21 protein-coding genes are annotated in these 22,007 nt (G+C 72.1%); 10 read left to right on the top strand and 11 right to left on the bottom strand.

Translation table 11 applies throughout. The features are described 5' to 3' along the window. Nucleotides 1–149 precede the first annotated feature (149 nt). Nucleotides 150–1,043: a GNAT family N-acetyltransferase gene (locus tag ACIQVL_RS38980; RefSeq protein ID WP_403477734.1), complete on the top strand. Its 894-nt coding sequence runs from the start codon at nt 150–152 to the stop codon at nt 1,041–1,043. A 151-nt stretch (nt 1,044–1,194) separates the two neighbouring features. Here the strand turns inward: ACIQVL_RS38980 and ACIQVL_RS38985 are convergent, their stop codons facing one another. From ACIQVL_RS38985 to ACIQVL_RS39000, 4 genes are all read right to left on the bottom strand, one after another. After that, entirely contained in the window at nt 1,195–2,082 is an 888-nt protein-coding gene (locus tag ACIQVL_RS38985; protein ID WP_403477735.1) for a Gfo/Idh/MocA family protein, read from the bottom strand. Between the two features lie 47 nt (nt 2,083–2,129). After that, nucleotides 2,130–3,113 (bottom strand): ATP-grasp ribosomal peptide maturase, encoded by a 984-nt coding sequence (tgmB, locus tag ACIQVL_RS38990; RefSeq protein WP_403441433.1) that lies wholly within the window; start codon nt 3,111–3,113, stop codon nt 2,130–2,132. A 15-nt stretch (nt 3,114–3,128) separates the two neighbouring features. Next, the gene (tgmA, locus tag ACIQVL_RS38995) at nt 3,129–3,320 is read right to left on the bottom strand and encodes a putative ATP-grasp-modified RiPP (protein ID WP_089102565.1); all 192 of its coding nucleotides are present in this window, start codon (nt 3,318–3,320) and stop codon (nt 3,129–3,131) included. A 165-nt stretch (nt 3,321–3,485) separates the two neighbouring features. Beyond that, nucleotides 3,486–4,358 carry a fructosamine kinase family protein gene (locus tag ACIQVL_RS39000; RefSeq protein ID WP_403441436.1) on the bottom strand — a complete coding sequence of 291 codons (873 nt, stop codon included), beginning with the start codon at nt 4,356–4,358 and terminating at the stop codon, nt 3,486–3,488. Between the two features lie 304 nt (nt 4,359–4,662). Between ACIQVL_RS39000 and ACIQVL_RS39005 the strand changes: the two genes are divergently transcribed. From ACIQVL_RS39005 to ACIQVL_RS39020, 4 genes are all read left to right on the top strand, one after another. After that, nucleotides 4,663–5,379: a tRNA-dependent cyclodipeptide synthase gene (locus ACIQVL_RS39005; protein ID WP_403477736.1), complete on the top strand. Its 717-nt coding sequence runs from the start codon at nt 4,663–4,665 to the stop codon at nt 5,377–5,379. 107 nt (nt 5,380–5,486) lie between these two features. Continuing rightward, the gene (locus tag ACIQVL_RS39010) at nt 5,487–6,875 is read left to right on the top strand and encodes a glycoside hydrolase family 43 protein (protein ID WP_403477737.1); all 1,389 of its coding nucleotides are present in this window, start codon (nt 5,487–5,489) and stop codon (nt 6,873–6,875) included. 235 nt (nt 6,876–7,110) lie between these two features. Then, nucleotides 7,111–7,548, top strand: coding sequence for a hypothetical protein (locus ACIQVL_RS39015; protein ID WP_403477738.1), 438 nt, complete (start codon nt 7,111–7,113; stop codon nt 7,546–7,548). 107 nt (nt 7,549–7,655) lie between these two features. Then, nucleotides 7,656–8,351, top strand: coding sequence for a class F sortase (locus tag ACIQVL_RS39020; protein ID WP_403477739.1), 696 nt, complete (start codon nt 7,656–7,658; stop codon nt 8,349–8,351). Between the two features lie 57 nt (nt 8,352–8,408). Here ACIQVL_RS39020 and ACIQVL_RS39025 read toward each other — a convergent pair whose 3' ends face one another. The 6 genes from ACIQVL_RS39025 to ACIQVL_RS39050 all read right to left on the bottom strand — a co-directional run bounded on the left by ACIQVL_RS39025 (nt 8,409) and on the right by ACIQVL_RS39050 (nt 15,032). Further along, nucleotides 8,409–9,416, bottom strand: coding sequence for a LacI family DNA-binding transcriptional regulator (locus ACIQVL_RS39025; protein ID WP_403477740.1), 1,008 nt, complete (start codon nt 9,414–9,416; stop codon nt 8,409–8,411). 2 nt (nt 9,417–9,418) lie between these two features. After that, nucleotides 9,419–10,720, bottom strand: coding sequence for an alpha-galactosidase (locus ACIQVL_RS39030; protein WP_403441452.1), 1,302 nt, complete (start codon nt 10,718–10,720; stop codon nt 9,419–9,421). 17 nt (nt 10,721–10,737) lie between these two features. Then, nucleotides 10,738–12,273, bottom strand: a complete 1,536-nt coding sequence (locus tag ACIQVL_RS39035) for an alpha-N-arabinofuranosidase (RefSeq protein WP_403477741.1) — start codon at nt 12,271–12,273, stop codon at nt 10,738–10,740. A 164-nt stretch (nt 12,274–12,437) separates the two neighbouring features. Beyond that, the gene (locus ACIQVL_RS39040; protein WP_403441458.1) at nt 12,438–13,883 is read right to left on the bottom strand and encodes a glyceraldehyde-3-phosphate dehydrogenase; all 1,446 of its coding nucleotides are present in this window, start codon (nt 13,881–13,883) and stop codon (nt 12,438–12,440) included. A gap of 471 nt (nt 13,884–14,354) precedes the next feature. Then, entirely contained in the window at nt 14,355–14,669 is a 315-nt protein-coding gene (locus ACIQVL_RS39045) for a hypothetical protein (RefSeq protein WP_403477742.1), read from the bottom strand. Between the two features lie 174 nt (nt 14,670–14,843). Continuing rightward, nucleotides 14,844–15,032: a hypothetical protein gene (locus tag ACIQVL_RS39050; RefSeq protein WP_403477743.1), complete on the bottom strand. Its 189-nt coding sequence runs from the start codon at nt 15,030–15,032 to the stop codon at nt 14,844–14,846. A gap of 163 nt (nt 15,033–15,195) precedes the next feature. Between ACIQVL_RS39050 and ACIQVL_RS39055 the strand changes: the two genes are divergently transcribed. From ACIQVL_RS39055 to ACIQVL_RS39075, 5 genes are read left to right on the top strand one after another with little or no spacing between them, the layout of a single operon-like run. Then, entirely contained in the window at nt 15,196–16,398 is a 1,203-nt protein-coding gene (locus ACIQVL_RS39055) for an exo-beta-N-acetylmuramidase NamZ domain-containing protein (RefSeq protein WP_403477744.1), read from the top strand. 53 nt (nt 16,399–16,451) lie between these two features. After that, the gene (locus ACIQVL_RS39060; protein ID WP_403441468.1) at nt 16,452–17,441 is read left to right on the top strand and encodes a GNAT family N-acetyltransferase; all 990 of its coding nucleotides are present in this window, start codon (nt 16,452–16,454) and stop codon (nt 17,439–17,441) included. Beyond that, nucleotides 17,438–18,739 (top strand): ABC transporter substrate-binding protein, encoded by a 1,302-nt coding sequence (locus ACIQVL_RS39065; RefSeq protein ID WP_403477745.1) that lies wholly within the window; start codon nt 17,438–17,440, stop codon nt 18,737–18,739. The genes ACIQVL_RS39060 and ACIQVL_RS39065 overlap by 4 nt, the downstream gene beginning before the upstream one ends. Beyond that, complete coding sequence (locus tag ACIQVL_RS39070) at nt 18,733–19,695, top strand: carbohydrate ABC transporter permease (RefSeq protein WP_403477746.1); 963 nt, start codon at nt 18,733–18,735, stop codon at nt 19,693–19,695. Before ACIQVL_RS39065 ends, ACIQVL_RS39070 begins: the two co-directional genes overlap by 7 nt. Continuing rightward, complete coding sequence (locus ACIQVL_RS39075; RefSeq protein WP_403441475.1) at nt 19,692–20,561, top strand: carbohydrate ABC transporter permease; 870 nt, start codon at nt 19,692–19,694, stop codon at nt 20,559–20,561. Before ACIQVL_RS39070 ends, ACIQVL_RS39075 begins: the two co-directional genes overlap by 4 nt. A 45-nt stretch (nt 20,562–20,606) precedes the next feature. On the opposite strand, the gene ACIQVL_RS39080 is transcribed toward ACIQVL_RS39075, so the two are convergent. Then, nucleotides 20,607–21,983, bottom strand: coding sequence for an alpha/beta hydrolase-fold protein (locus ACIQVL_RS39080; protein ID WP_403477747.1), 1,377 nt, complete (start codon nt 21,981–21,983; stop codon nt 20,607–20,609). Nucleotides 21,984–22,007 lie beyond the last annotated feature (24 nt).

Raw genomic sequence — 22,007 nt, forward strand, 5'->3', positions numbered from 1 at the left:
GGCCTGACCAGAAGACCAGAAGACCAGACGCCCGGCGGCCCACAGCCACCCGGCACCCAGCCCTGCCCACGATCGCCCTGACCTGCACCTATTTAGGCGTCAGAGCTGACCCGGGAGCGCTCCGCGCAGCACGCATCCCGGAGGAATCCGTGACCGATCCGGTCATCCGTACGCTCGACCACAGCACCGCCCATGTCTTCGACACCCTGGCCGACCCGCTGCGCCTGCGGGAGAAGCACCGGCACACCCTGTTCCGCCCCGACTGGAAGCGCGTCGCCCTGCGCGACGGACGCGTGGTCGCCCGGGCCGCCTGGTGGGGCGCTCCCGGGGCCGACGAGCCGCTCGTGATCAACTGGTTCGACGTGGCCGAGGGCGAGGAGGAGGCCGGCGCCGAGCTGCTGCGCGGCGCGCCCTGGCCGGTCGAGGAACTGGAGCTCGACCTGCCCACGGGCTGGCGCGACGACCCCGCCCTGCGCGCCGCCGCCGAGACCCGCTTCGGCGCCGCCCGCAAGGCCGGCTTCGAGCTCCTGGTGGAGCGGTACAACTACCGCTGGACCCCCGAGTGCGGCCTGCCCGAACGGCCCGGCCGCCTCGTCTTCACCCCCGAACCCGACGACCGGGTGTTCTTCGACGCCCTGCGCCGCATCCACTCCGTCACCCTCGACGCCCACGCCCGCCGCGCCATCGAGCAGGGGGGAGTGGACCGGGCCGCCCAGGAGGAGATGGACTTCTTCCACTGGATGCCCTCGCCCCGCGAGTGGTGGCAGACCGCCCGCACCCCCGAAGGCGAACCGGTCGGCATCCACATTCCCGGGCACAACCCGGCGGGCCCCTGCGTCGGTTTCATCGGCGTCCTGCCCGAGCAACGCGGCCACGGCTACGCCTACGACCTGCTCGTGGAGTGCACGCACTTCCTCGCCGGCCACGGCGCCGACTTCATCGCCGCCGCCACCGACCAGGGCAACACCCCCATGGCCGCCCACTTCGCCAGGGCCGGATACCCCGTCGTCCGGGAGCGGGTGAACTTCTTGGCGACCCGCTGACGGCCAAAGGGGCCGTGTGACACGTGCGGCCGCGCAGTTCCCCGCGCCCCTTTCAGGGGCCTCGGTGCGAGCGCCCCTTCAGGGGCGCGGGGAACTGCGCCAGCAACCACGACGGCGCCGCGGCCGAAGCACGGCCTCTCCGGCGGAGCGCCTAGCCGACGTCCTTGCCCAGCACGGTCTCCGCCTCCGCGAGGATCTCGGTGACCCGCAGGCCGAAGGCCGCGTCGCACGGGTGCCCCCGCCCCGTGCGCGCGGCCGTGAGCAGGGCGTCGGCGGCCCGCATCAGCGCGGGAACCGCTCCCTCCGCACTCCTCGGAAGGAGCGTGACCCCCGCCTCGCCCCGCAGCTCCACATCGGCCCCGGCCGCCGCCGACGGCGCGGTGAGGCTCAGCGTCACCGTGCTCGACGCCCCGCCCGCATGGTCGAGGACGAGATGAACGGTGTCCGCGGGGCCGTGCACGGCGGCCGCCACCCGCCGTACGTCGCCCAGCACCGGCAGCAGCACGGACAGGGCGTGCGGACCCACGTCCCACAGCGCGCCCTTCTCCCGCCGCCACGGCGAGTCCGCGAAGGGGCTCTCACCGGTGAACAGCGAACCCAGCCACTGCGCCCGGGCCGTGAACCACCCCGGCGTGGCGGCCTGTTCCCCGATCCACGCCTCCGGCTCCTGCTGGAACCGGGTGGTGAAGAACACCACGGAGGCGACCCGGGCCCGCTCGGCCGCCTCCACCACCGCCCGCCCCTCGGCGACGCCGAGCGCGAGCGGCTTGTCCAGCAGCAGGTGCCGGCCGGCCGCCGCGGCCCGCACGGCCAGCTCCGCCTGGACGAGCGGCGGCAGCGCCACGGCCACCGCTTCCACGTCGCCGAGCAGCGCGTCCACGTCGTCGTAGGCCCGGACGCCGTACTCCCCGGCCAGCTCCGCGGCTGCCTCGGAGCGGCGGCCCCACACTCCGGCGAAGTCCAGCGAACCGTGCCCCGCCAGCGCGGGGGCGTACGCCGCCCGTGCCCAGGGCCCGGTGCCCAGCAGTCCGATGCGCATCTCGCGTTCCTTTCTCCGTACCCGGTTCCACATCGTCGCCCAGCCGGTCAAGGCGTCGTGCTCCGCCCCCGGTCGGCGTACGACCGGCACCGGTCGCTGCCGTGCGCCAGCCACCCGGCGATGGCCTCGGCGATCGGCTGGCCGGTGTCCATCTCGACGAACCCGAACTGACCCGACTGGTTGCACTCCAAAAACCACCAGATGCCGTCGGCGTCCTCCGCGAAGTCGAAGGCGCCGTAGGCCAGCTCGGCGTCCTTCATGTACGTGTGGACCGCCTCGGCGACCCGCGGCGGCACCTGCGCCTCCTGCCAGAGGGAGTCGGACGGCGCGAACCGGACGTCCACGTCGTCGGGACGGGCGTCCGGGCTCACCGGCTTGCGGGCGGCCAGCAGCCGGTCGCCGACCACCGTGAGCCGGATGTCGGCCCGCTTGGCGACCCGCCGCTGCAACAGCGTCGGGCCGAACGCCACCGCCGCGAAGTCGGCGTCCGGCGCCACCCGGCTGGTCGGCACGGCCCGCGGCGGCTCCTGCGGATGCGCGCCCGACACCGGCTTCACCACGAGGTCCGGGAACCGCTCCGCGAACTCCCTGGCCGCCTGCGGAAACGTGGTGATCAGCGTCGCGGGCACGGCGAGCCCGCTCTGCTGGGCCAGCCGCAGCTGCCACGGCTTGTGGCGGGCCCGGCGGGCCGCGTCCGGATGGTTCATCCAGCGCGCCTCGGTCCCGCGCAGCATGCCGTACAGCGCCTGCGCGGACTCCTCGGTCAGCCAGGCCGACGGCTGCGCCGCCCGGGCGGCCGCCGCCCCCGGCCTGCGCACCCAGATGGAGCGCAGACCGTTCACGCTCACCAGGCGTCCGTTCACGGACAGATGCCCTCGGCTGACGCCCTGCACATACTCGCCCGAAAGGGCCACACCACTGGTCAGATCGGCAGGATCGAGGCGGACGACGGGCACTCCGGCCTCGTGCAGCCGGAGGACCACCATGTCCGCCGTCACGTCCTCGTCACTGGTCAGGATGAGCACGGTCATCGTGAGGATCCGCGATCAGTCGTCGAAGTGCGTCTTGGAGCCCGCGGTGGAGGTCGTGGTCCCCAGGGCTCTGAGCGTTGCGTGATCGGTGGCTGCGATCCGGCCATCGTGGAGAACGTTCAACTGCAGTCCGGAGTCATACGCGTACGGAGTGGTGACGTCCAACTGCACTGCGGGGCGTGCGTAGTTGAGCGCGAACGGTTGCATGGTCTCTCCCTGTTTCGTTCTTCCATGCACTTATACGATTCGAACGCGTGGTTGGTTTCCTTACTCTGCGTAATCTCAGGCCGAATTAAGAGCTTGTTAAGGGGGAACCGGCGAATCGCTCCTGCACGTGGCCGATTTCACATTCCCGTCCGGCACATGACGGCGTCACATGTCCGCGAAATTCCGGGATGTCGCCAAAGCCTGTTCGGCATAGCTCCGTCCGAAGAGCACCGCATGCACCAGCAGCGGGAACAGCTGGTGCAGGCCGGTCCGCCGGGCCCAGCCGTCGGTCAGCGGGGCCGCCTCCTGATAACTCGCCAGGATCCGGTCCAGATACGGGCAGCCGAACAGGCGGAGCATCGCCAGATCGGTCTCGCGGTGCCCGCCGTGCGCGGCCGGGTCGATCAGCCGGACCCTGCCGTCGGCGCCCCACAGGACATTGCCGCTCCACAGGTCGCCGTGCAGCCGGGCCGGCGGCTCGGGCGGCCCCGCGAGCTCCGGCAGCCGCTCGCAGACCCGCTCGATCACGGCTGCCTCGCCGGGCCGCAGGATCCCCCGGTCGGCCGCCGCGCGCAGGTACGGCAGCACCCGGTGCTCGGCGTACCAGCGCGGCCAGTCGGTGCCGGGCTCGTTGCGCATCGGGGCGAGACCGATCCAGGCGTCGCGCGGACCGCCCGGCGGGGCCGCCCCGAAGGCCGGGGCACCCGCCGCGTGCAGGGCGGCCAGCGCCCGGCCGAAGCCCGCCGCCGCTGCGGCGTCCGGACGGCCGGTGCGGATCAGTCCGGTCACCAGCCACCGCTCGTCGTGCCCGAGCACCTCCGGCACCGGCACCGTCCGGGCGGCGGCCAGCCAGCGCAGCCCGGCCACCTCGGCCCGTACCGCCCCGGGGCCGTCACCGCGCTTGACCACGACCGCGGAACCGCCCGCGAGCGTCACCTCCGCCAGGCCGCCCGGCCCTGCGCGCTCACCGGAGACCGGCCGCCCGGTGAGACGGGCGGCCACCGCTCCCGGACCCTCGCCGCCGCCGACCACGGCCACCAGGGTACGGTCCGGGCGGGGTCACGAGTCCCAGGTGGTCTGGTCGGCGGCGCAGTTCCACCCCGAGCCGCGCAGCGCGCACCGCACCTCGCAGATGCGGGTGCTCGGCAGGTGCGTCCGCATCCGCACCCCGAAAGTGCCCTTCTTGCCCGAGGGGCCCCACCTGCGCCACGACGGGTTCCGGCCAACATCCGGCAGTCACCGCCTCCGCCGCCCCGGCGCGGGCTGGCTTGAGCCTCGCCGCATCGCCACAACCAGGGCACAGGGCCCGGTCGGGACGCGCGCGCGGCGGAGGGTATCCCCCTTGACCGCGGCATCCGTGCTGATGGCCGACGCCTTCGAGATCCGGCCCTGCACCTCCCACTGCCGCGTCATACACGACGAGGGTGCGCACGCGGTGATCGGCGTGTCGGTGGGCAACAGCTACTTCTCCGCACGGCGCCTGCACGGCCTCGCCCGGTGGGGCCTGGCGCACTTCGACCGAGTCGACTTCGTCTACACCGACCTGTACGTGGCCGAGATGTACGAGGCCTTCGGCTATCCCCCCGGCGAGGCCCGCCGCAAGGCGGTGAAGAGCGTGCGCGGGGTGCGCGCCAAGGTCCGCAGTGCCGTCGCGGAGACCGATCCGGGCGGCGCCCGGCTGCGCTGGCAGCCGATGTCCCACTTCCGTGCAAACGCCGAGTACCAGGAGATCCACCGGCGGCTGCGGCGGCAGCCGGGCGAGGACGACGGCTTCCGTACCGTCTGCGACGACCTGGTCGGCCGCTATCTCGCCGCGCGCGGGGAGGCGGCCGGCGCGCGGCAGCGCGCGATGTGCCTGGAGTACATATGCGCGGAACTCCCGCTCTTCCTGGACACCCCGGCCATCCTCCGGGTCCCGTCCTCACTCGTCTGCTACCACCAGCGGCTGCCGATCGCGGAGTTGCTGTACGGCAGGGGCGCGGGCCCGCGTGCCTCCCGCAACCAGGGACACGCGATCGTCACCCCCGCGGCACCGCCGCACACAGTGAATTCCCAGTAACTCCCTTGTTGCACAAGCATTGACGCGCCCCACGCCCCCCTCTAGTTTCTGATCGGTTTCCCGAACCGTGTCCGAAATCCCGGACATCCCCCTCGTCTGGAGCGCACATGAACGGCACCCCCCTGTCGCGCCGCCACTTCCTCGGTGCGGCCGCGACCGTCCCCCTCGCCGCCACCGGCGCCCTCGCCCTCGGCGCCGGAAGCGCACAGGCCGCCACCGACTCGGCCTACGTGATGTGCTACTTCACCGAGTCCCCGGACATGCTGGCCGCCAACTACGGCCTGCACCTGGCCGTCAGCACCGACGGCCTCCAGTGGACCCCGCTCAACCAGAACGACCCCGTCGCCACCCCCACCGCGGGCTCCCTCGGCCTGCGCGACCCGTTCATCCTGCGCAAGCAGGACGGCACCTTCGTGGTCCTCGCCACCGACCTCTACGGCACCGACTGGTCCTACGTCAGCCAGTACATCCACGTCTGGGACTCCACCGACCTGCGCACCTTCACCGGCTACCGGCGGATGAAGCTGCACGACATGGACACCCACGCCTGGGCCCCCGAGGCCTTCTGGGACGCGGGACGCGGCACGTACGGCGTCATCTACTCCGCCGTCAACGACAGCGGCCACAACGTCATCATGATCAACTACACCGGTGACTTCGTGACCGCCGGCGACCCGCAGGTCTTCTTCGACCCCGGCTACGACGTCATCGACGGCGACCTCGCCGTCGGCGTCAGCGGCGTCAACTACCTGTACTTCAAGAAGAACTCGACGCTCGTCGGCGCCCGCTCCAGCACACTGGACCCGGGCAGCTTCACCGAGTTCTCCACGGCCGTCTCGCACAACGGCACCGAGGCCCCGACCCTGGTCAAGTCCCTCACCTCCAGCTCCACCTGGTACCTGTGGGGAGACACCTGGGACCCCAACGGCGTCTTCTACGCCTGGCAGACCGGCGCCCTGTCCGCCGGCACCTGGACCGCCCTCGACCAGAAGACCTACACCCAGCCGCTCAACTCCAAGCACTGCGGCATCCGGCCCATCACCGCGACGGAGTACGGCAACCTCGTCGCCAAGTGGGGCACCCCCACCTGGAACCGGCTGAAGTCCTACAACTACCCGGCCAGATACGTCCGGCACAGCGACTTCGTCGGCCGGATCGACGAGTACGCCTTCGACCCGTACACCGACGGCATGTGGAAGCTGGTCCCCGGCCTCGCCGACAGCACCGGCGTGTCCTTCCAGTCGGTGAACTACCCGACCCGCTACCTGCGCCACTACGACTACCAGCTGCGCCTCGACGAGAACGACAGCACCACGACGTTCGCCCAGGACGCCACGTTCTACCGGACGGCCGGCCTGGCCGACGCCTCCTGGTCCTCGTTCCGCTCGTACAACTACCCGACCCGCTACATCCGCCACTCCGACTTCGTGCTGCGCATCGACCCCGTCTCCACGAGCACGGACCAGGCCGACGCCACCTTCTACGTCGGCTACTGACACCGGGCCGGGCCCGTCGTGCGGCGACACGCCGACGACGGGCCCGGCACCGCCCGAATGGCGGTGCCCCCGGCCGGGGGATTGGCCCAGCCGGGGGGTGTTGGGCGTGTCGTGACCACGGATGGGCCGCCTGGATGGTGCGCGCCGCGGGGCTGACTGACGGTGGTTCATGTCGGGACCGGGTCGTTACAGCTGATGGAGTATCGGCGCCCGGCCACGGCGGAAGGACATCGAGATGCGTTCTGCCCGCATGATCCTCGCGACGACGGCCGTCACCGCGGCCCTCGCGCTCTCCGCCCCAGCAGCCCAGGCCGCGGGCTCGGGGGACCGGGACGACGGAGGTCGCGACGACTCTTCCTACAGCAGCAACGACAGCAGGTTCGACCCCGATTCCTACAAGGACCAGGACGACGAGGACGAGGGAGGCAAGCAGGACCAGGGGGGCAAGCAGGACCAGGGGGGCAAGCAGGACCAGGGCGGCAGAGGGAAGGACCAGGGCGGTTCCTCGTGGGGCGACGACGAGGAGAGCGACCGGCCGCACGGCGGTATGCACACCGGCGGTGGCGCCCTCGCCTCGCCCGGCGTCACCGCGGGCGGGCTGGCCGTGCTCGGTGTGGCGGCCACCGGTGCCTACGCGCTGCGGCGCAGGAGAGTCCCCGGGTCCGCGTCCTGATGGGCCCACGCACGCGGGGCCGGGTGCCGTCGGCGCTCCACACTCCGACGGCACCGCGCCCCTGTGTCCCGCCCTCCCGCTGCCGTGACCCAGAAAGGTGACCTCCGATGGCAGCTGGCCCCGCCACCCAGACCCCCGAAGCCCCCGCGGACCCCGCCGGTCCCGATGACCGGGACGGCTCAGGCGGACCCCCGTCCGGGGGGCGACTGCCCGTGTGGTGCATCGCCGCCCTGCTCGTCGCCGTGGCCTTGATCGGCGGACACACGGGCGGCTCCGGCACCACCGGCACCACCAGGGCCGAGAGCACGGACGCCGTCCCCTCGGCCGATCCGCGCCGGACCGGCGAGGCGCTGTCCCGGTCCACGCCGATCCGCCTGCTGATCCCGAAGATCGCCGTCGACGCCCCCTTCACCGCCCTCACCATCGGCGCCACGGGCCAGCTCGAACCCCCGCCGGCCGCCAACACCAACCTCGTCGGCTGGTACTCCAGGGGCGCGGCGCCCGGCGAGGCGGGCACCTCGATCATCGCGGGGCACGTCGACACCGTGACCTCGGCGGCCGTCTTCGCCAGGCTGGACGAACTGGAGCGCGGCGACCGCTTCACGGTGGACCGGGCCGACGGCACGGAAGCGGACTTCGTCGTCGATGACGCCGAGACCTTCGCGAAGGACGACTTCCCCAGCGACCGCGTCTACGCGGACACCCGCCGTCCCGAGGTGCGCCTGATCACCTGCGCCGGAGACTACGACCACGACGTCAGGGACTACACGGAGAACCTGGTGGTCTTCGCCCACCTGGTCTGACACCTGGTCTGACGCATGGCCTGACACCTGGTCCGGCACCGCACCGGTACGGCCGGGTCAGCCACCCGTGGACTCGCGCACCACCAGCCGGAACGGACCGGCGAACTCCTCCCGCCGCGGTCCCGTCCCGCCCCGGTCGATGCGGGCCGCCAGCAGCGCGACCGCGCGCTCGGCCATCAGGTCGTGGTCCGGGTCCACGGTGGACAGGGACGGGACGAGGTACGCGCTCTCGTCGACGTTGTCGAACCCGATGACCTTGACCTGCTCCGGCACCCGGATCCCGGCGTCGGCGAGAGCGCGCAGCACGCCCATCGCGACCGTGTCCGTCACGCAGAACACCCCGTCGAAGCCGAGCCCGTCCGCCATCCGCGCACGGACACCGCGGGCGGCCTCCTGCATGGTGAGCGACTCGGCCGTGACCACCAGTTCCGGGTCGGCCGGCAGCCCCGCGGCCGTCAGCGCCCGCAGATAACCGGTGTGCCGCAGGCTCGACACGTCGGCCTCGGCGCCCAGCCGCCCGCACACGACGGCGATCCGGCGGCAGCCCCGCTCGACGAGATGGCGGGTCGCGGCCTCGGCGGCGGCCTCGTTCGGCATGGCGACGTGGTCGACGGGTCCGCCGAAGATCCGCTCGCCGAGGATCACCACCGGGTGGTCCACGTCGAGCGCCCCGACATCGGCCGGACCCATGCCGACCGTGCTGAGGATGAGGCCGTCGTAGAGCCGGGTGCGGGACTGGGAGAGGGCGGCCAGTTCGCTCTCCCGGCGGGCGCCGGTCTGCTCGATGCTCACCCGCAGGCCGTGCCGGCCGGCCGCCGCGATGACGGAGGCGGCCAGCCGGCCGTAGTAGGGGCGGTTGATCTCGGGGACGGCCAGGCCGATGGTCCCGGTACGGCCCTTGCGCAGGTTGCGGGCGGCCACGTTGACCCGATAGCCGAGCCGGTCCATCGCCTCCAGCACCCGCTCCCGGGTGGCGGGGCGGACGTTGGGGTGTCCGTTCATCACGTTGGAGACGGTCATCGCCGACACCCCGGCCGCCTTCGCCACGTCCTGGATCGTCGCCACACTCACTCCCGCCGGCCGTCCTCGGCAAGACGATAGAGGGCGGCACCGTGGGCGGGCAGCACCGCGGTCAGGTGCCGGCCGTCGTGGGCGGTCCCGGTGCCGGTCCACAACTCCCGGACGCGGTCGCGGGAGGTGGCTCCGACCGACCCCAGCGGCACCTCGACGCGCCGCTCCTCGTCCGCGAGCGAGAACACCGCCGCGTACCGGGTGTGCCCGTCGGTGTCCCGCGCGGTCCACAGCACCAGGTCCCGCTCCCGCAGCACCTCCTGGTTGCCGGTGCTGTGCCACAGGACGTCGAGCGCCTCGTCGTTGGTGAGCAGTGCGATCGTCTCGGGCGCGGAGGTGGGCAGGTCGCCGCCCATCATCAGCGGGGAGCGGGAGATCAGCCAGAGGGTGAGGAGGCTTACCTGTTCGGGGCGGGTGAGGCGGGACTGGCGGTCCGCGCCGCGCTCGGCACGGATCCCGATGTGGCCGAGCGGCAGCATGTCGGCGTCCGCCCAGCCCCGCTCGCCCTGCCAGGGGGCCCAGCGGGCCATCCGTGCGAACTGCGCCTCGACGTCCTCCCAGCGGTCCCACAGGTCGTCGCAGACCCGCCACATGGTGGCGTGCTCCCTGAGGTGGTCCAGACGGGCGAGGGACATGTCGGTGCCGGGGGAGAGGCTGAGTTCGATGGGCCGTCCGCTGCGCTCGATCGCCCGCGCGTAGGCGGCGATCTCCCGCTCGTGGTACGGGAAGAGCATGTCGTCGGCCTTGACGAAGTCCACGCCCCAGACGGCGAACTGGGCGACCTGGGAGTCGTAGTAGGCCTGGGCGCCCGGGTGGTCGTGGTCCAGGCCGAAGTTGTCCGAGTTCCAGGGGCACACGGAACCGGTGTCGGCCACGTCCGCCGCCGTGAACTCCGTGCCGAGCACGGGCAGTCCGGCCTCGACCGCGCGGCGCGGGATGCCCCGCATGATGTGCAGCCCGAACCGCAGGCCCATGGCGTGCACGCGCGCGGCCAGCGGCCCGAACCCCGCCCCGTCCGCGGCGGAGGGGAACCTGTTGGGCGCGGGGAGCTGCCGGCCGTGGCCGTCGAGGACGAGCGGGGCGTCCGGGTTGTAGCCGTGGGCGCGGGCGGTGGGCTCGTACCACTGGATGTCGACGACGACGGTGTCCCAGCCGTGCGGGAGCAGGTGCTCGCGCATGAACCCGGCGTTGGCGAGGACCTCCTCCTCGGTGACGGTGGTGCCGTAGCAGTCCCAGCTGTTCCAGCCCATGGGCGGGCGCAGGTGGCGGGAGGGCAGCGGGCGTGCGGGTCGGGTCATGTGCGCGCTCCTGCGGGTCAGCGCCGGTCCAGGGGGGCCTGGACGGTGACGAACGAGTGGGGCGGGAGGGTGAGCCGCAGTCCGCCGGCGGTCACGGCCACGCCGTCGAACGCCCGGGGCGAGACGGCCGTCGCCGCTTCGGGGGTGTTGTGGGCCTGGAGCCTGTCGGCCGTGAGGATCCGGGCGGACGGCTCGCCGAGGGCGCCGCCGCGCAGGTCGAGGACGATCTCGGCCGGTTCCTCGGCGTCCAGGTTGCTCAGCGAGATCAGCACGGTGCCGTCCTTGACGCTGGCCGAGGCGGACACCGTCTCCAGCTCCGCGTCCCCGACCGTGCGCCGGGTGCCCTCGCCGCGCAGGTGCACCGGGAGCGAGGTGGCGTCCTGGTGGCCCTTGTTCATCTCGAAGACGTGGTAGGTCGGGGTCAGGACCAGGGCGTCGCCGTCGGTGAGGAGCATGGCCTGCAGGACGTTGACGGTCTGGGCGATGTTGGCCATGTGCAGGCGGGCCGCGTGCCGGTGGAAGCTGTCGAGGTGGGTGCTCGCGACCAGTGCGTCGCGCAGGGTGTTCTGCTGGAAGAGGAAGCCGGGGTCGGTGCCGGGTTCCACGTCCCACCAGGTGCCCCACTCGTCCAGGACCAGGCCGACGGTGCGCCCCGGGTCGTAGACGTCCATGACGGTGGAGTGGCCGGTGAGGATGCGGTCGATGCGGCTGGCCGACAGCATCGTCCGGTAGTAGTCGTCGGTGTCGAACCCGGTCGCGCTGCCCTTGGCCTCCCAGGGGCCGGAGAGCGTGTAGTGGTGGACGGAGATGCCCTGGAAGAAGGTCTTCGGGGTGGCCTCGCAGCCGAAGCAGCTGATCTGCTGCATCAGGGTCTCGGTCCACTTGTAGTCGGCGTCGGAGGCGCCGGAGGCGATCCGGTAGAGCTTGTTGTCGCCGTGGTCGCGGCAGTAGGTGGCGTACTGGCGGGCCAGGTCGGCGGAGTACTCGGCGCGCATGTTGCCGCCGCAGCCCCAGGTCTCGTTGCCGATCCCCCAGTACTTCACGCGCCACGGCTCCTCGCGGCCGTTCTCCTTGCGCAGCCGCACCATCGGGCTGTCGCCGTCCCGGGTGAGGTACTCCACCCACTCGCTCATCTCACGGACGGTGCCGGAGCCGACGTTGCCGCTGATGTAGGGCTCGGCGCCGAGGAGTTCGCACAGGGCCATGAACTCGTGGGTGCCGAAGTGGTTGTTCTCCTCGACGTTGCCCCAGTGCGTGTTGACCATCCGGGGCCGCGCCTCGCGCGGGCCGACGCCGTCCCGCCAGTGGTACTCGTCGGCGAAACAGCCGCCCGGCCAGCGCAGGTTGGGGATGTCCAGGGCGCGCAGGGCGGCCACCACGTCGAGGCGGATGCCGCCCTCGTTGGGGACGGGGGAGTCCTCGCCGACCCAGAAGCCGCCGTAGACGCAGCGGCCGAGGTGTTCGGCGAAGTGGCCGTAGAGGTGGCGGCTGATCGTCGGGCCCTCGATGTCGAGGTTGATGATCGCGGTGGCGGTGGCGGTGGCGGTGGGCACGCGGGCACTCCTGTCCGAGTGATTCGTTCGATATACGGGACAGAGTTCGTGAGATCGGTTGTATCGATAAAAAGTTGCCATCGAGCCGTGATCGCGTCAAGAGCGCGAACAGCCCGGTCCCCTGCGGGTGCAGGGGACCGGGCTGCCGGAAGGTGCGGGGTGGGTCAGACCGCCGGGGACGGGAACGTCGGGTACTCCACGCCCGAGACGTGCTGGACGACCCGGACCACCTGGCAGGAGTAGCCGAACTCGTTGTCGTACCAGAGGTAGAGGATCGCGTTGTCGCCCTCCACCTTCAGTGCGCCGGCGTCGACGATCGACGCGTGGCGCGAGCCGATGAAGTCGCTGGAGACCGCGTCCGGGGCGGTGATGAAGTCGATCTGGCGCTTCAGCGGCGAGGTCAGCGACACCTCGCGGAGGTAGTCCAGGACCTCCTCGCGGGAGGCCTCGCGGGCCAGCTGGAGGTTGAGGATCGCGATCGACACGTCCGGCACCGGGACCCGGATCGAGCTGCCGGTGATGCGCGCCTTGAGGTCCGGCAGCGCCTTCGCCACGGCGGAGGCGGCGCCCGTCTCGGTGATCACCATGTTGAGCGGCGCGGACCGGCCGCGGCGCTCGGACTTGTGGTAGTTGTCCAGCAGGTTCTGGTCGTTGGTGAACGAGTGCACCGTCTCGACGTGCCCGCGCAGCACCCCGTACTCGTCGGCCATGGCCTTCAGCGGCGGCACGATCGCGTTGGTCGTGCAGGAGGCGCAGGACAGGATCTGCTCGTCCGGCTTGACGGTGTCGTGGTTGACGCCGTGCACGATGTTCGGGACGTCGCCCTTGCCCGGCGCGGTCAGGACGACCTTCTCGATACCCGGACGCAGGTGCTTGGACAGGCCCTCGCGGTCCCGCCACCTGCCCGTGTTGTCGATGAGGATGGCGTCCCGGATGCCGTACTCGGTGTAGTCCACGGCGCTCGGGTCGTCGGCGTAGATCACCTTGATCTCGTTGCCGTTGGCGAGGATCGTGCTGCTCTCCTCGTCCACGGTGATCGTGCCCTGGAACTGGCCGTGGATGGAGTCGCGGCGCAGCAGCGAGGCGCGCTTGACGATGTCCTCGCCGCCCGCGCCGCGCACCACGATGGCCCGCAGCCTGAGGCCGTTGCCCGAGCCGGCCTTCTCGATGAGCAGCCGGGCGACCAGGCGGCCGATGCGGCCGAAGCCGTACAGGACGACGTCCCGCGGCTCGCGCTGCTCGATCTTGTTGGCGCCGGTGGCCCCGGCGACCGCCTCCGCGGTGAACGCCTCGACGCTCAGGCCCCGGTCGTCGGCCTTGTGGGTCGCCGCGAGCATGCCGATGTCGATCTGGGAGGGGCCGAGGTCGAGGGCGGTGAGCGCCTGCAGGAACGGCATCGTCTCGGTGACCGACAGCTCGGCTCCGTCGATCTGGCGGGCGAAGCGGTGGGTCTTGAGGATGCTGACCACCGACTTGTTCACCAGGGAGCGGCTGTGGAGGAGGACCGTCACGTCCCGCTCCCGGTGCAGCTTCCCGATGAGCGGGATCATCGACTCCGCGATCTCCTCGCGGTTCTTCCAGTTGGTGAACGAGTCGTCGTTGACAGTCACAGACCTGAATCTCTCGATCGAGCTGGGTGGCGCTCATATGCTAAACCGCCCGGTGAATGATCGATCAAGGGGGTCAGGGTGTGATGCGGGTCGCGAAGTTCTGAACCCGGGCGGAAGACCGCGAGAAGCCTGCGTGCCGTGTTGGACCGTCGCGGGCCGCTGCCGAAGGCCGGAGCGTGAGCACGTCCTCCGTCCCGCGGCCCGGGTCCCCCGCGCGGACCGGTCCGCCTGTCCGGTGGTACGCCTCGCGGGCGCAGCGGTGCTGTTCGCGCCGGGGTTCGGCACCCTCGGGGCGGCGGCCAGGCGGGGGGACGGCCCTGATCGGCCCGGACGGCGGCGCGCCCTGGACGTCGTCACCGGCGTGGTGCTGTGCGGTCCGGGCGCGGCGGTGGCCGGGGAGTCCGGCCGGAACCGGCGGCGCCGATCACCACGACGTGATCGGCGCCATCGGAGGGCTGAACGGAGCGCGGCCTAGCGGGGGTTGAAGACCACGCTGGCGAAGCGGACGCTGCCGGACGCCGAGTGGCCGGGCGCGATCCGGTGTTCGGTGCCCTTGCACTTCGCCTTGCTGTAGACGGCGAGCGCCTTCTTCGTGGCGTTCTGCGGCCCGCGCGCCTCCTGTGCCATGTCGAGGCACTTGCGGTCCGGCGGGTTCTGGATGGCGTACGCCTTGCCCTTCGGCCCCACCCAGACGAACGTCCCGTCGGCGGCGGACGCCGGTCCCATGGTGATGACGGTGAGGGCGAGCCCGCCGAGAGCGACGGCGAGCGGACGGAGGAGGCGCATGGTGAAGTCCTTCGGGAACGGCGAAAACGGTGACCAACGGGGCCTCGGGTGCACCGAGGCCCGGCGCCATCACACACCGTCACCACGGCGGGATGCCCGAGCGACACGGGAACGTCCCACGTCCGAGGGACGTCCGCCGGCGTGTCGTGACGCCGGGTCCGGCCGGCCCGGGGCTCACACGAACGCCACGACCAGGGCGATCGCGACGGTGAGCGCCGACAGTCCGACCATCGCGGTCCGCCAGGCGAAGGTCGGCGGCGGGCCCGGGGGAGCCGGGTCGGGGACGTCCTCGCCCAGGTGGGGACTGTCCAGCCAGTAGGCGTCCGACAGTTGGGCGAAGGGAGGGGAGTCGCTGAGGCCCATGCCTGTTCCAACGTCCGCGGCGCGCACCGGAGTCGGCGGAACCGGCGGCGTCACACCATCGGGGCAATCCGGTTCCCCGCGATTCCATGCCGGATTTACGTGACATAAGAGTAAATTCCTGACCGTTGCTTGAGGGAGATCTCACCGGCGGACGGGGCAAGGGATGAGCACGGACGACCGCGGCACCGTGACGACCGGCATCGCACGGCTGCACGCGGCGCCCGCACTCGCCGGGCCCGGCCGCTTCGGGCTGGTGACCAACCACACCGGGGTCCTGCCGGACCTGCGCCCGGCCGCACCCGCCCTGCTCGAAGCCGGTGCGCCGCTCGTCGCCCTGTTCGGTCCCGAACACGGACTGCACGGGACCGGTCAGGCCGGCGAGAGCGAGGCCGCCCGGACCGACCCCGGCACCGGCCTGCCGGTCCACGACACCTACCGGTGCGACGGCGAGCGGCTCGACAAAATGCTGATCGACAGCGGCGTCGACGCCCTGGTGTACGACCTCCAGGACATCGGGACCCGGTGCTACACCTACGTGTGGACCATGTTCGACCTGATGGTCTCGGCGGCCCGCACCGGCATCCGTTTCGTGGTCGCCGACCGGCCCAACCCGCTCGGCGGACTCGTCAGCGAGGGCCCGCTGCTCGACCCGGCGTGGGCCAGCCTCGTCGGACGCGCCCCGGTCCCCGTCCGGCACGGCCTCACCTGCGGCGAACTCGCCCGGCATCTGAACACGTCGGCCGTGCCCCGAGCCGCGGGCCGCGCGGCCGACCTCACGGTGATCGAGGCCCTCGGCTGGCGGCGCGCCCTGGACGCCGACAGCACCGGCCTGCCCTGGATCGCCCCCTCCCCGAACATGCCGACGCCCGCCACCGCCACCGTGTACCCCGGCACCAGCCTCTTCGAGGGCACGAACCTCTCGGAGGGCCGCGGCACCACCCAGCCCTTCGAAATCGTCGGCGCCCCCTACCTCGACGCCCGGTTCGCCCCCGCCCTCGCCGAACTCGCCCTGCCCGGCGTGCACTTCCGCGACCTGCGGTTCGTGCCCGCCTTCCACAGGCACGCCGGACGGCGACTACGCGGGGTCCAGCTCCACATCACCGACCGCGCGGCGTTCGCCCCCGTCCGCACCGCCGTCGCGATGCTCGCCGTGCTCCGGCGGCTGTACCCGGACGACTTCGCCTGGCACACCACGGCCACCGACGGCGGCGCCGAGGGGACCGGCCACCGGCACTTCGTCGACCTGCTGTGGGGATCCGACCGGCTGCGGCGCGCCGTCGACGCGGGCGTCGACCCGCTGACCCTGTGCGAGCCGCCGGCCCCGCCCGGCCGGTGGGCCGGCGACGACGTGCTGCTCTACCCCTGAGACCCGCCGTGCCCTCCCCGGCAGCTGCCCCCGCTCGGAAGGACCCCCCGTCGATGACCGACCTCACGACTCGCACGACGACGACCAGGACCGGGATCCGCGACTTCCGCGCGGGCGACGGACCGCAGGTCGTCGCGGCGTGGCGGCGGAGCGCACCGGCCGACCCCGTCACCGCGGACCGCTTCCGCTCCCTGGTGCTGCTCGACCCCAACTTCGACCCGGCGGGGCTGCGGATCGCCGTCGACGGCGAGCGGGTCGTCGGCGCCGCCTACGCGGTGCGCCGGCTGACCCCGATCGCGGGCACCGACCTGGAGCCGGAGCAGGGCTGGATCCCGTTCTTCTTCGTCGACCCGGACGCCCGCGGGCAGGGCCTCGGCCGCCGGCTGCTGACCGAGGCCCTCGACTGGCTGGGCACCCACGGCCGGACGCGGGTGGACTTCTCCGCGTACACCCCGAACTACGTCTTTCCGGGACTGGACGCCGAGGCCTACCCGGAGGCGGCGGGGCTCCTGGACTCCCTGGGATTTCGCACCCTGTACGAGGCGGCGGCGATGGACCGCGTCCTGGTCGGCTACCGTCTCCCGGACGAGGTCGCCCTCCGCGTGGGCGAGCTGGCCGCGCGGGGCTACCGGTTCGGCACCCCTGCCGACGACGACCTGGTGGACCTCCTCGCCCTCGCCGGGGGCCACTTCGGGCCGGACTGGGCGGCCACGATCCGGGCGTGCCTGACCGCGGGCACACCGCTCGACCGGATCGTCGTGGCCCGCGATCCCGGGGGCCGGATGGTCGGCTGGGCCATGCACGGCGCCTTCGACTCGGTGGACGAGCGGTTCGGGCCGATCGGCGTGCTGGAGGAGATGCGCGGCACCGGACTCGGCGAGGTCCTGCTGCACCTCGTCCTGGAGCGGATGCGGGCGCTCAGGGCGCACTCCGCGTGGTTCCTGTGGACCGGCGCGCAGTCCCCGGCGGGTCACCTCTACCGCAAGAGCGGCTTCACCACGACCCGGGTGTTCAAGGTGCTGCGCAGGGAGGCCGCCCGGTGACACCGTCACTGAGCCGGCGCCACTTCGCGCTCGCGCTGCCCTCGGCGCTTCTGGTCTCCGGCTGCGCGGCTCCGCACCGGGGCACCGGGCGGCCCGGCGACCCCGTCGTCCTCACCCTGCTCTCCCACTACGCGAGCGGGGAGCTCAAGAAGGCTCTGCAGGGGCCGGTGGACGAGTGGAACGCCCTGCACGACCGGGTCAAGGTGCGGACGAAGGCCGTCGAGTTCACCGACCTGCTGACCACCTTCATGGTCCGGCAGGCGGCGGGCCAGGGCACGGACATCCTGCACCCGTACTGCCTGTGGAACGGCCAGCTCGTCCGCGCCGGGGTACTGCGGCCCGCGCCGCCCGAGCACGCCGAGGAGATCGGCCGCGGCTACGGCGCCGCCGCGGCCGGCTCCGCATCGGTCGAGGGCAGGATCTACGGCTACCCCACCGAGATGCAGACCTACGCCCTCTACTACAACAGGCGGCTGCTGCGCGAGGCCGGCGTCCACGGCCCGCCGCGCACCTGGCCGGAGCTGGAGGACGCCGCCTACCGGACCGCCCGGCGGGACCGGTACGGCAACACGCTGGTCCAGGGGTTCGGCCTGTCGGCCTTCGACGACTCCACGACCGTCGGCCAGACCCTCGCCCTGCTCAACGCCGCGGGCGGGCGGTTCGTCTCGGCCGACGGCAGGCGCACCGCCATCGACTCGCCGGCCGGGCGGACCGTGTTCGAGCTGGAGCGCCGCCTCGTCGACAAGGGCGCGAGCGCCCCCGGCGTCAACGTCTACCAGGCGTTCGCCTCCGGACAGGTCGCCATGGTCATCAGCGCCGGCTGGTGGACCGCGAACCTGAAAGCCCTGATGGGCCCGGCCTACCACGACGTCGGCGTCGCTCCCGTGCCCCTCCCCGAGGCGGACGGGAGGCGCGCCACCCTCGCCACCGCCTTCATGCTCGGCGTCAACAGCGCCAGCCGGCACCCGGACGAGGCCTGGGAGTTCCTGCGCTGGCTCAACACCGAGAAGGTGCGCAGGACGACCCGGATGAGCGCGCTGCAGGCGTCGGTCGGCTCCCTGACCGGCCGCGCCGACGACATGCGCAGGCTACTCGGCGCGGGCGGCGACCCGAACCTGCGTCCGTTCCTGGACGCGCTGGCGTACGCCGTACCCGAACCGAACGTGCCCGGCGCGCAGCGGGCCAAGTCGCTGCTGCGCAAGAACATCGAGGCGCTGTGGACCGGTCAGCAGACGGTCGACGAGGCCCTGCGCGCCACCCGCCGCCAGGTCGACCAGGAGGTGGCGCGGTCATGGTGAACGCCACCCTGGCACCGGAGCCCACCGAACGGGCGGCGCACGGCGCGTCCGCCGCCGTCGGAGTCCGGGTCCAGGCCCGCAACCGGCGCCGCCAGGCCGTCGTCGCCTACCTCTTCCTGGCGCCGACGCTGCTGTTCTACGCCGTCTTCCTCGCCCTGCCGCTCGGCTTCGCGGTGCTCCTGTCGACGTCCCGCTGGGCCGGCTTCGACCTCGGCGACATCGACCCGGTCGGCCTGGACAACTTCGCCGGCCTGTTCGCCGACGGCTCGGCGTTCCTGACGCCGATCCTCACCAACACGCTGCTCTTCGCCCTCGGCACCGTGGCCCTCGCACTCGCCGGCTCGGTGCTCGTCGCCACCTGCATCGACAAGCTGCGGTTCCAGGGGCTGTGGCGCACCCTCTACTTCCTGCCGATCGTCACGACCGTCGTCGCCGTCGGCAACGTCTGGAAGTACATGTACCAGCCGGGCGGCCTCGTCAACGGCGTCCTCAACGCCGTCGGGCTCGGTTCGGTGGCGTTCCTCCAGGACCCGGACACCGCGCTGCCCGCGGTGGTGGTCGTCCAGGCCTGGGCCTCCGTCGGCTCGGCGATCCTGGTCCTGACCGCCGGGCTGAAGGCCGTCCCCGAGTCGTACTACGAGGCCGCCGCGCTCGACGGCGCCGGGCCCGTGACCGTCTTCTGGCGGATCACGCTGCCGCTGCTGCGGCCGTCCCTGCTGTTCGTGTGCGTCACCCAGTTCCTCACCGGCCTGCAGTCCTTCGCGCTGATCATCGTGATGACCAGGGGCGGCCCCGGGGACGCCACCGACGTGGCCGCCCTGGAGATGTACCGGCAGGCCTTCTCCTACGGCGACTGGGGCACCGCGAGCGCCGCCGCCTTCGTGCTGTTCGCGGTGGTCCTCGCCGTCACACTGGTCCAGTTGTGGCTCTTCCGGCGCAAGGGGGAGGACGCGTGATCCGCCGTCGTTTCCCGTGGCTGTCGTACCTGGTGGTGGTCACCGGCGCGGTGCTCACCGTGGTGCCGTTCGCCGACATGCTGATGACGTCCTTCAAGGGACCGGACGAGGCAGGCACGCTGCCCTACCGGTTCCTGCCGAAGGCGTTCGACCTGTCCAACTACCGGGCGGCGATCCACCAGCTCGACCTGCCGGTGCTCTTCCGCAACAGCGTCGTCGCCACCGCCACGATCACCGGTTCGGTGCTGCTCACGTCGTCGCTCGCGGGCTACGCGCTCGCCAAACTCCGCTTCCCCGGGCGGGACTTCGTCTTCCGGCTCGTGCTGTCGACGATGATGTTCCCGCCGTTCCTCTTCTTCATCCCGCACTTCCTGATCCTGGTGCACTGGCCGCTGGCCGGCGGCAACGACCTGCTCGGCCGCGGCGGCTCGGGACTGACCGTCAGCATCGTGGCGCTTGCCATGCCGTTCCTCGTCAGCAGCTTCGGGATCTTCCTGACCCGCCAGTTCATGGTCTCCCTCCCGGACGAGGTCCTGGAGGCCGCGCGCATCGACGGGGCCGGCGAGTTCGCCGTGTGGTGGCGGATCGTCGTCCCGCAGACCAAGCCGGTCCTGGTCACCCTCGGCCTGCTCACCTTCGTGGACGCCTGGAACGAGTACATCTGGGCCCTGCTCGTCTCCACCGCCGACCCGGACGTGATGACCCTGCCCGTCGGCATCCAGTTCCTCCAGGACTACGTCGACCCGACGCGCACCCTGCCCATCGTCATGGCCGGCCTGGTCCTGAGCGTCCTGCCGGTCCTCGTCCTCTTCCTGCTGCTGCAGAAGTACTACATCAGGGGCGTCATGCTCAGCGGCCTCAAGTGAGGGCCCCGCGTCCGGTGCGGACGCGGGGCCCCGCCGGCCCCGGTGTCACAGGGACTGCCTCATGAGCCAGTCCCGGATGCCGGGGATCGAGTAGGCGATCTGCCAGGTCCCCATGTGTGCGTTGGAGGCACCCGTCGTGGCGGTCACCGTCCCCGTCAGGAAGGTCGCGTAGTTCACCGGCGCCCGCTGCTTCTCCAGAGCGCGTACGTCCGCGGCGAACTGCGCGGCGCCGGAGCCCGCGTCCCACACCGCGGTGCCGACCTCGGTGCCCTCGGCCTCGATGACCGCGGTGATGGCGTTCTCGCCGGGAAAGGCCTTGGTGTCGTCCTGCGCGACGAGGATCCAGAGCTTCTGGCCGGCCAGCGGCGCGGCCTGGCCGGCCGGCCACTGCCCGGCGACGATGTAGCCGGCCGCGAAGAGGTCCGGGTACCGGATCATCAGCCCGAGCGAGAGCATCGCGCCCATCGACTGTCCGGTGGTGTAGCGCCGCCGGGTGTCGATGCCGTACTGCTCCGTCACCGCCGCCACCAGGTGGGCGGTGGTCTCGAAGAGCGAGGTCGGCACGTAGTTGTCGTCGATCACGACCTCGCCGTACTCGGGAGCCAGCACGAACGACTCGTGCCTCGCCTGGTCCTCGGGGCCGGCCCAGCAGACCGCGCCGAGGCCCTGCACCAGGGGGCCGACGGTGTCGACGTTGACGACGCTCGCGTCGTGCATGAACAGCACCAGCGGGTACTTCCTGCGCGGGTCGTAGCGCTTCGGCACGAACAGGTTGTACTTGAGGCTCCGCCCGGTCTCCGGGTCCTCGAAGACGAACTGCCGGAAGTCGTCGACGACCGGACTCACCACCGCACCGGTGGCCACCGGCGTGCCGTCCGGGGCATAGTGCCTGCCACGCACGGTGGTCACGGTGCCGGTCTGGGTCACGGTGGCCTTCGCGGGCACGATCGGGCCGCCCGGCGTGGTGTCGCCGGCCGTCGGACCGCCGCCCCCGGTGCCGCCGCCCGGACTGCCCGTCGGACTGGGCGTGGGGCTGCTGGACGCGCCGACGGCGTCCTTTCCCCACAGCAGGGCGGCCGGGTCGTCCGGCGAGAGTTCGACGATGACGTACCGGCCGTTCTCGCCCCGGTCGGCGACCTCGGTGGTCCGGTTCGCGTAGACCCTGGTGACGGTGCGGTCGGTGACCGCGAACGCCGACGTGGAGAGGGACGAACCGTCGATGTCACGGTCGTACTCGACCGCCACCGCTGTCAGCTTCTGACCTTCGCCGTACACCTTGGTGATCGCCGTGGCGCCGACGATGTGCCGGCTCTCCGACGGCGGCCGGTCCGTGCCCGCGGCAGCCGCGGCCGCGGCGCCGCCGAGCACGGCCGCGGTGCCGAGCCCGGCGGACCCGGCGATGAGCGCACGCCTGGTGACCAAGACAAACTCCTCTGTCGGTAGGGG

The sequence above is a fragment of the Streptomyces sp. NPDC090499 genome (genome assembly GCF_044769305.1).
GTDB lineage: Bacteria > Actinomycetota > Actinomycetes > Streptomycetales > Streptomycetaceae > Streptomyces.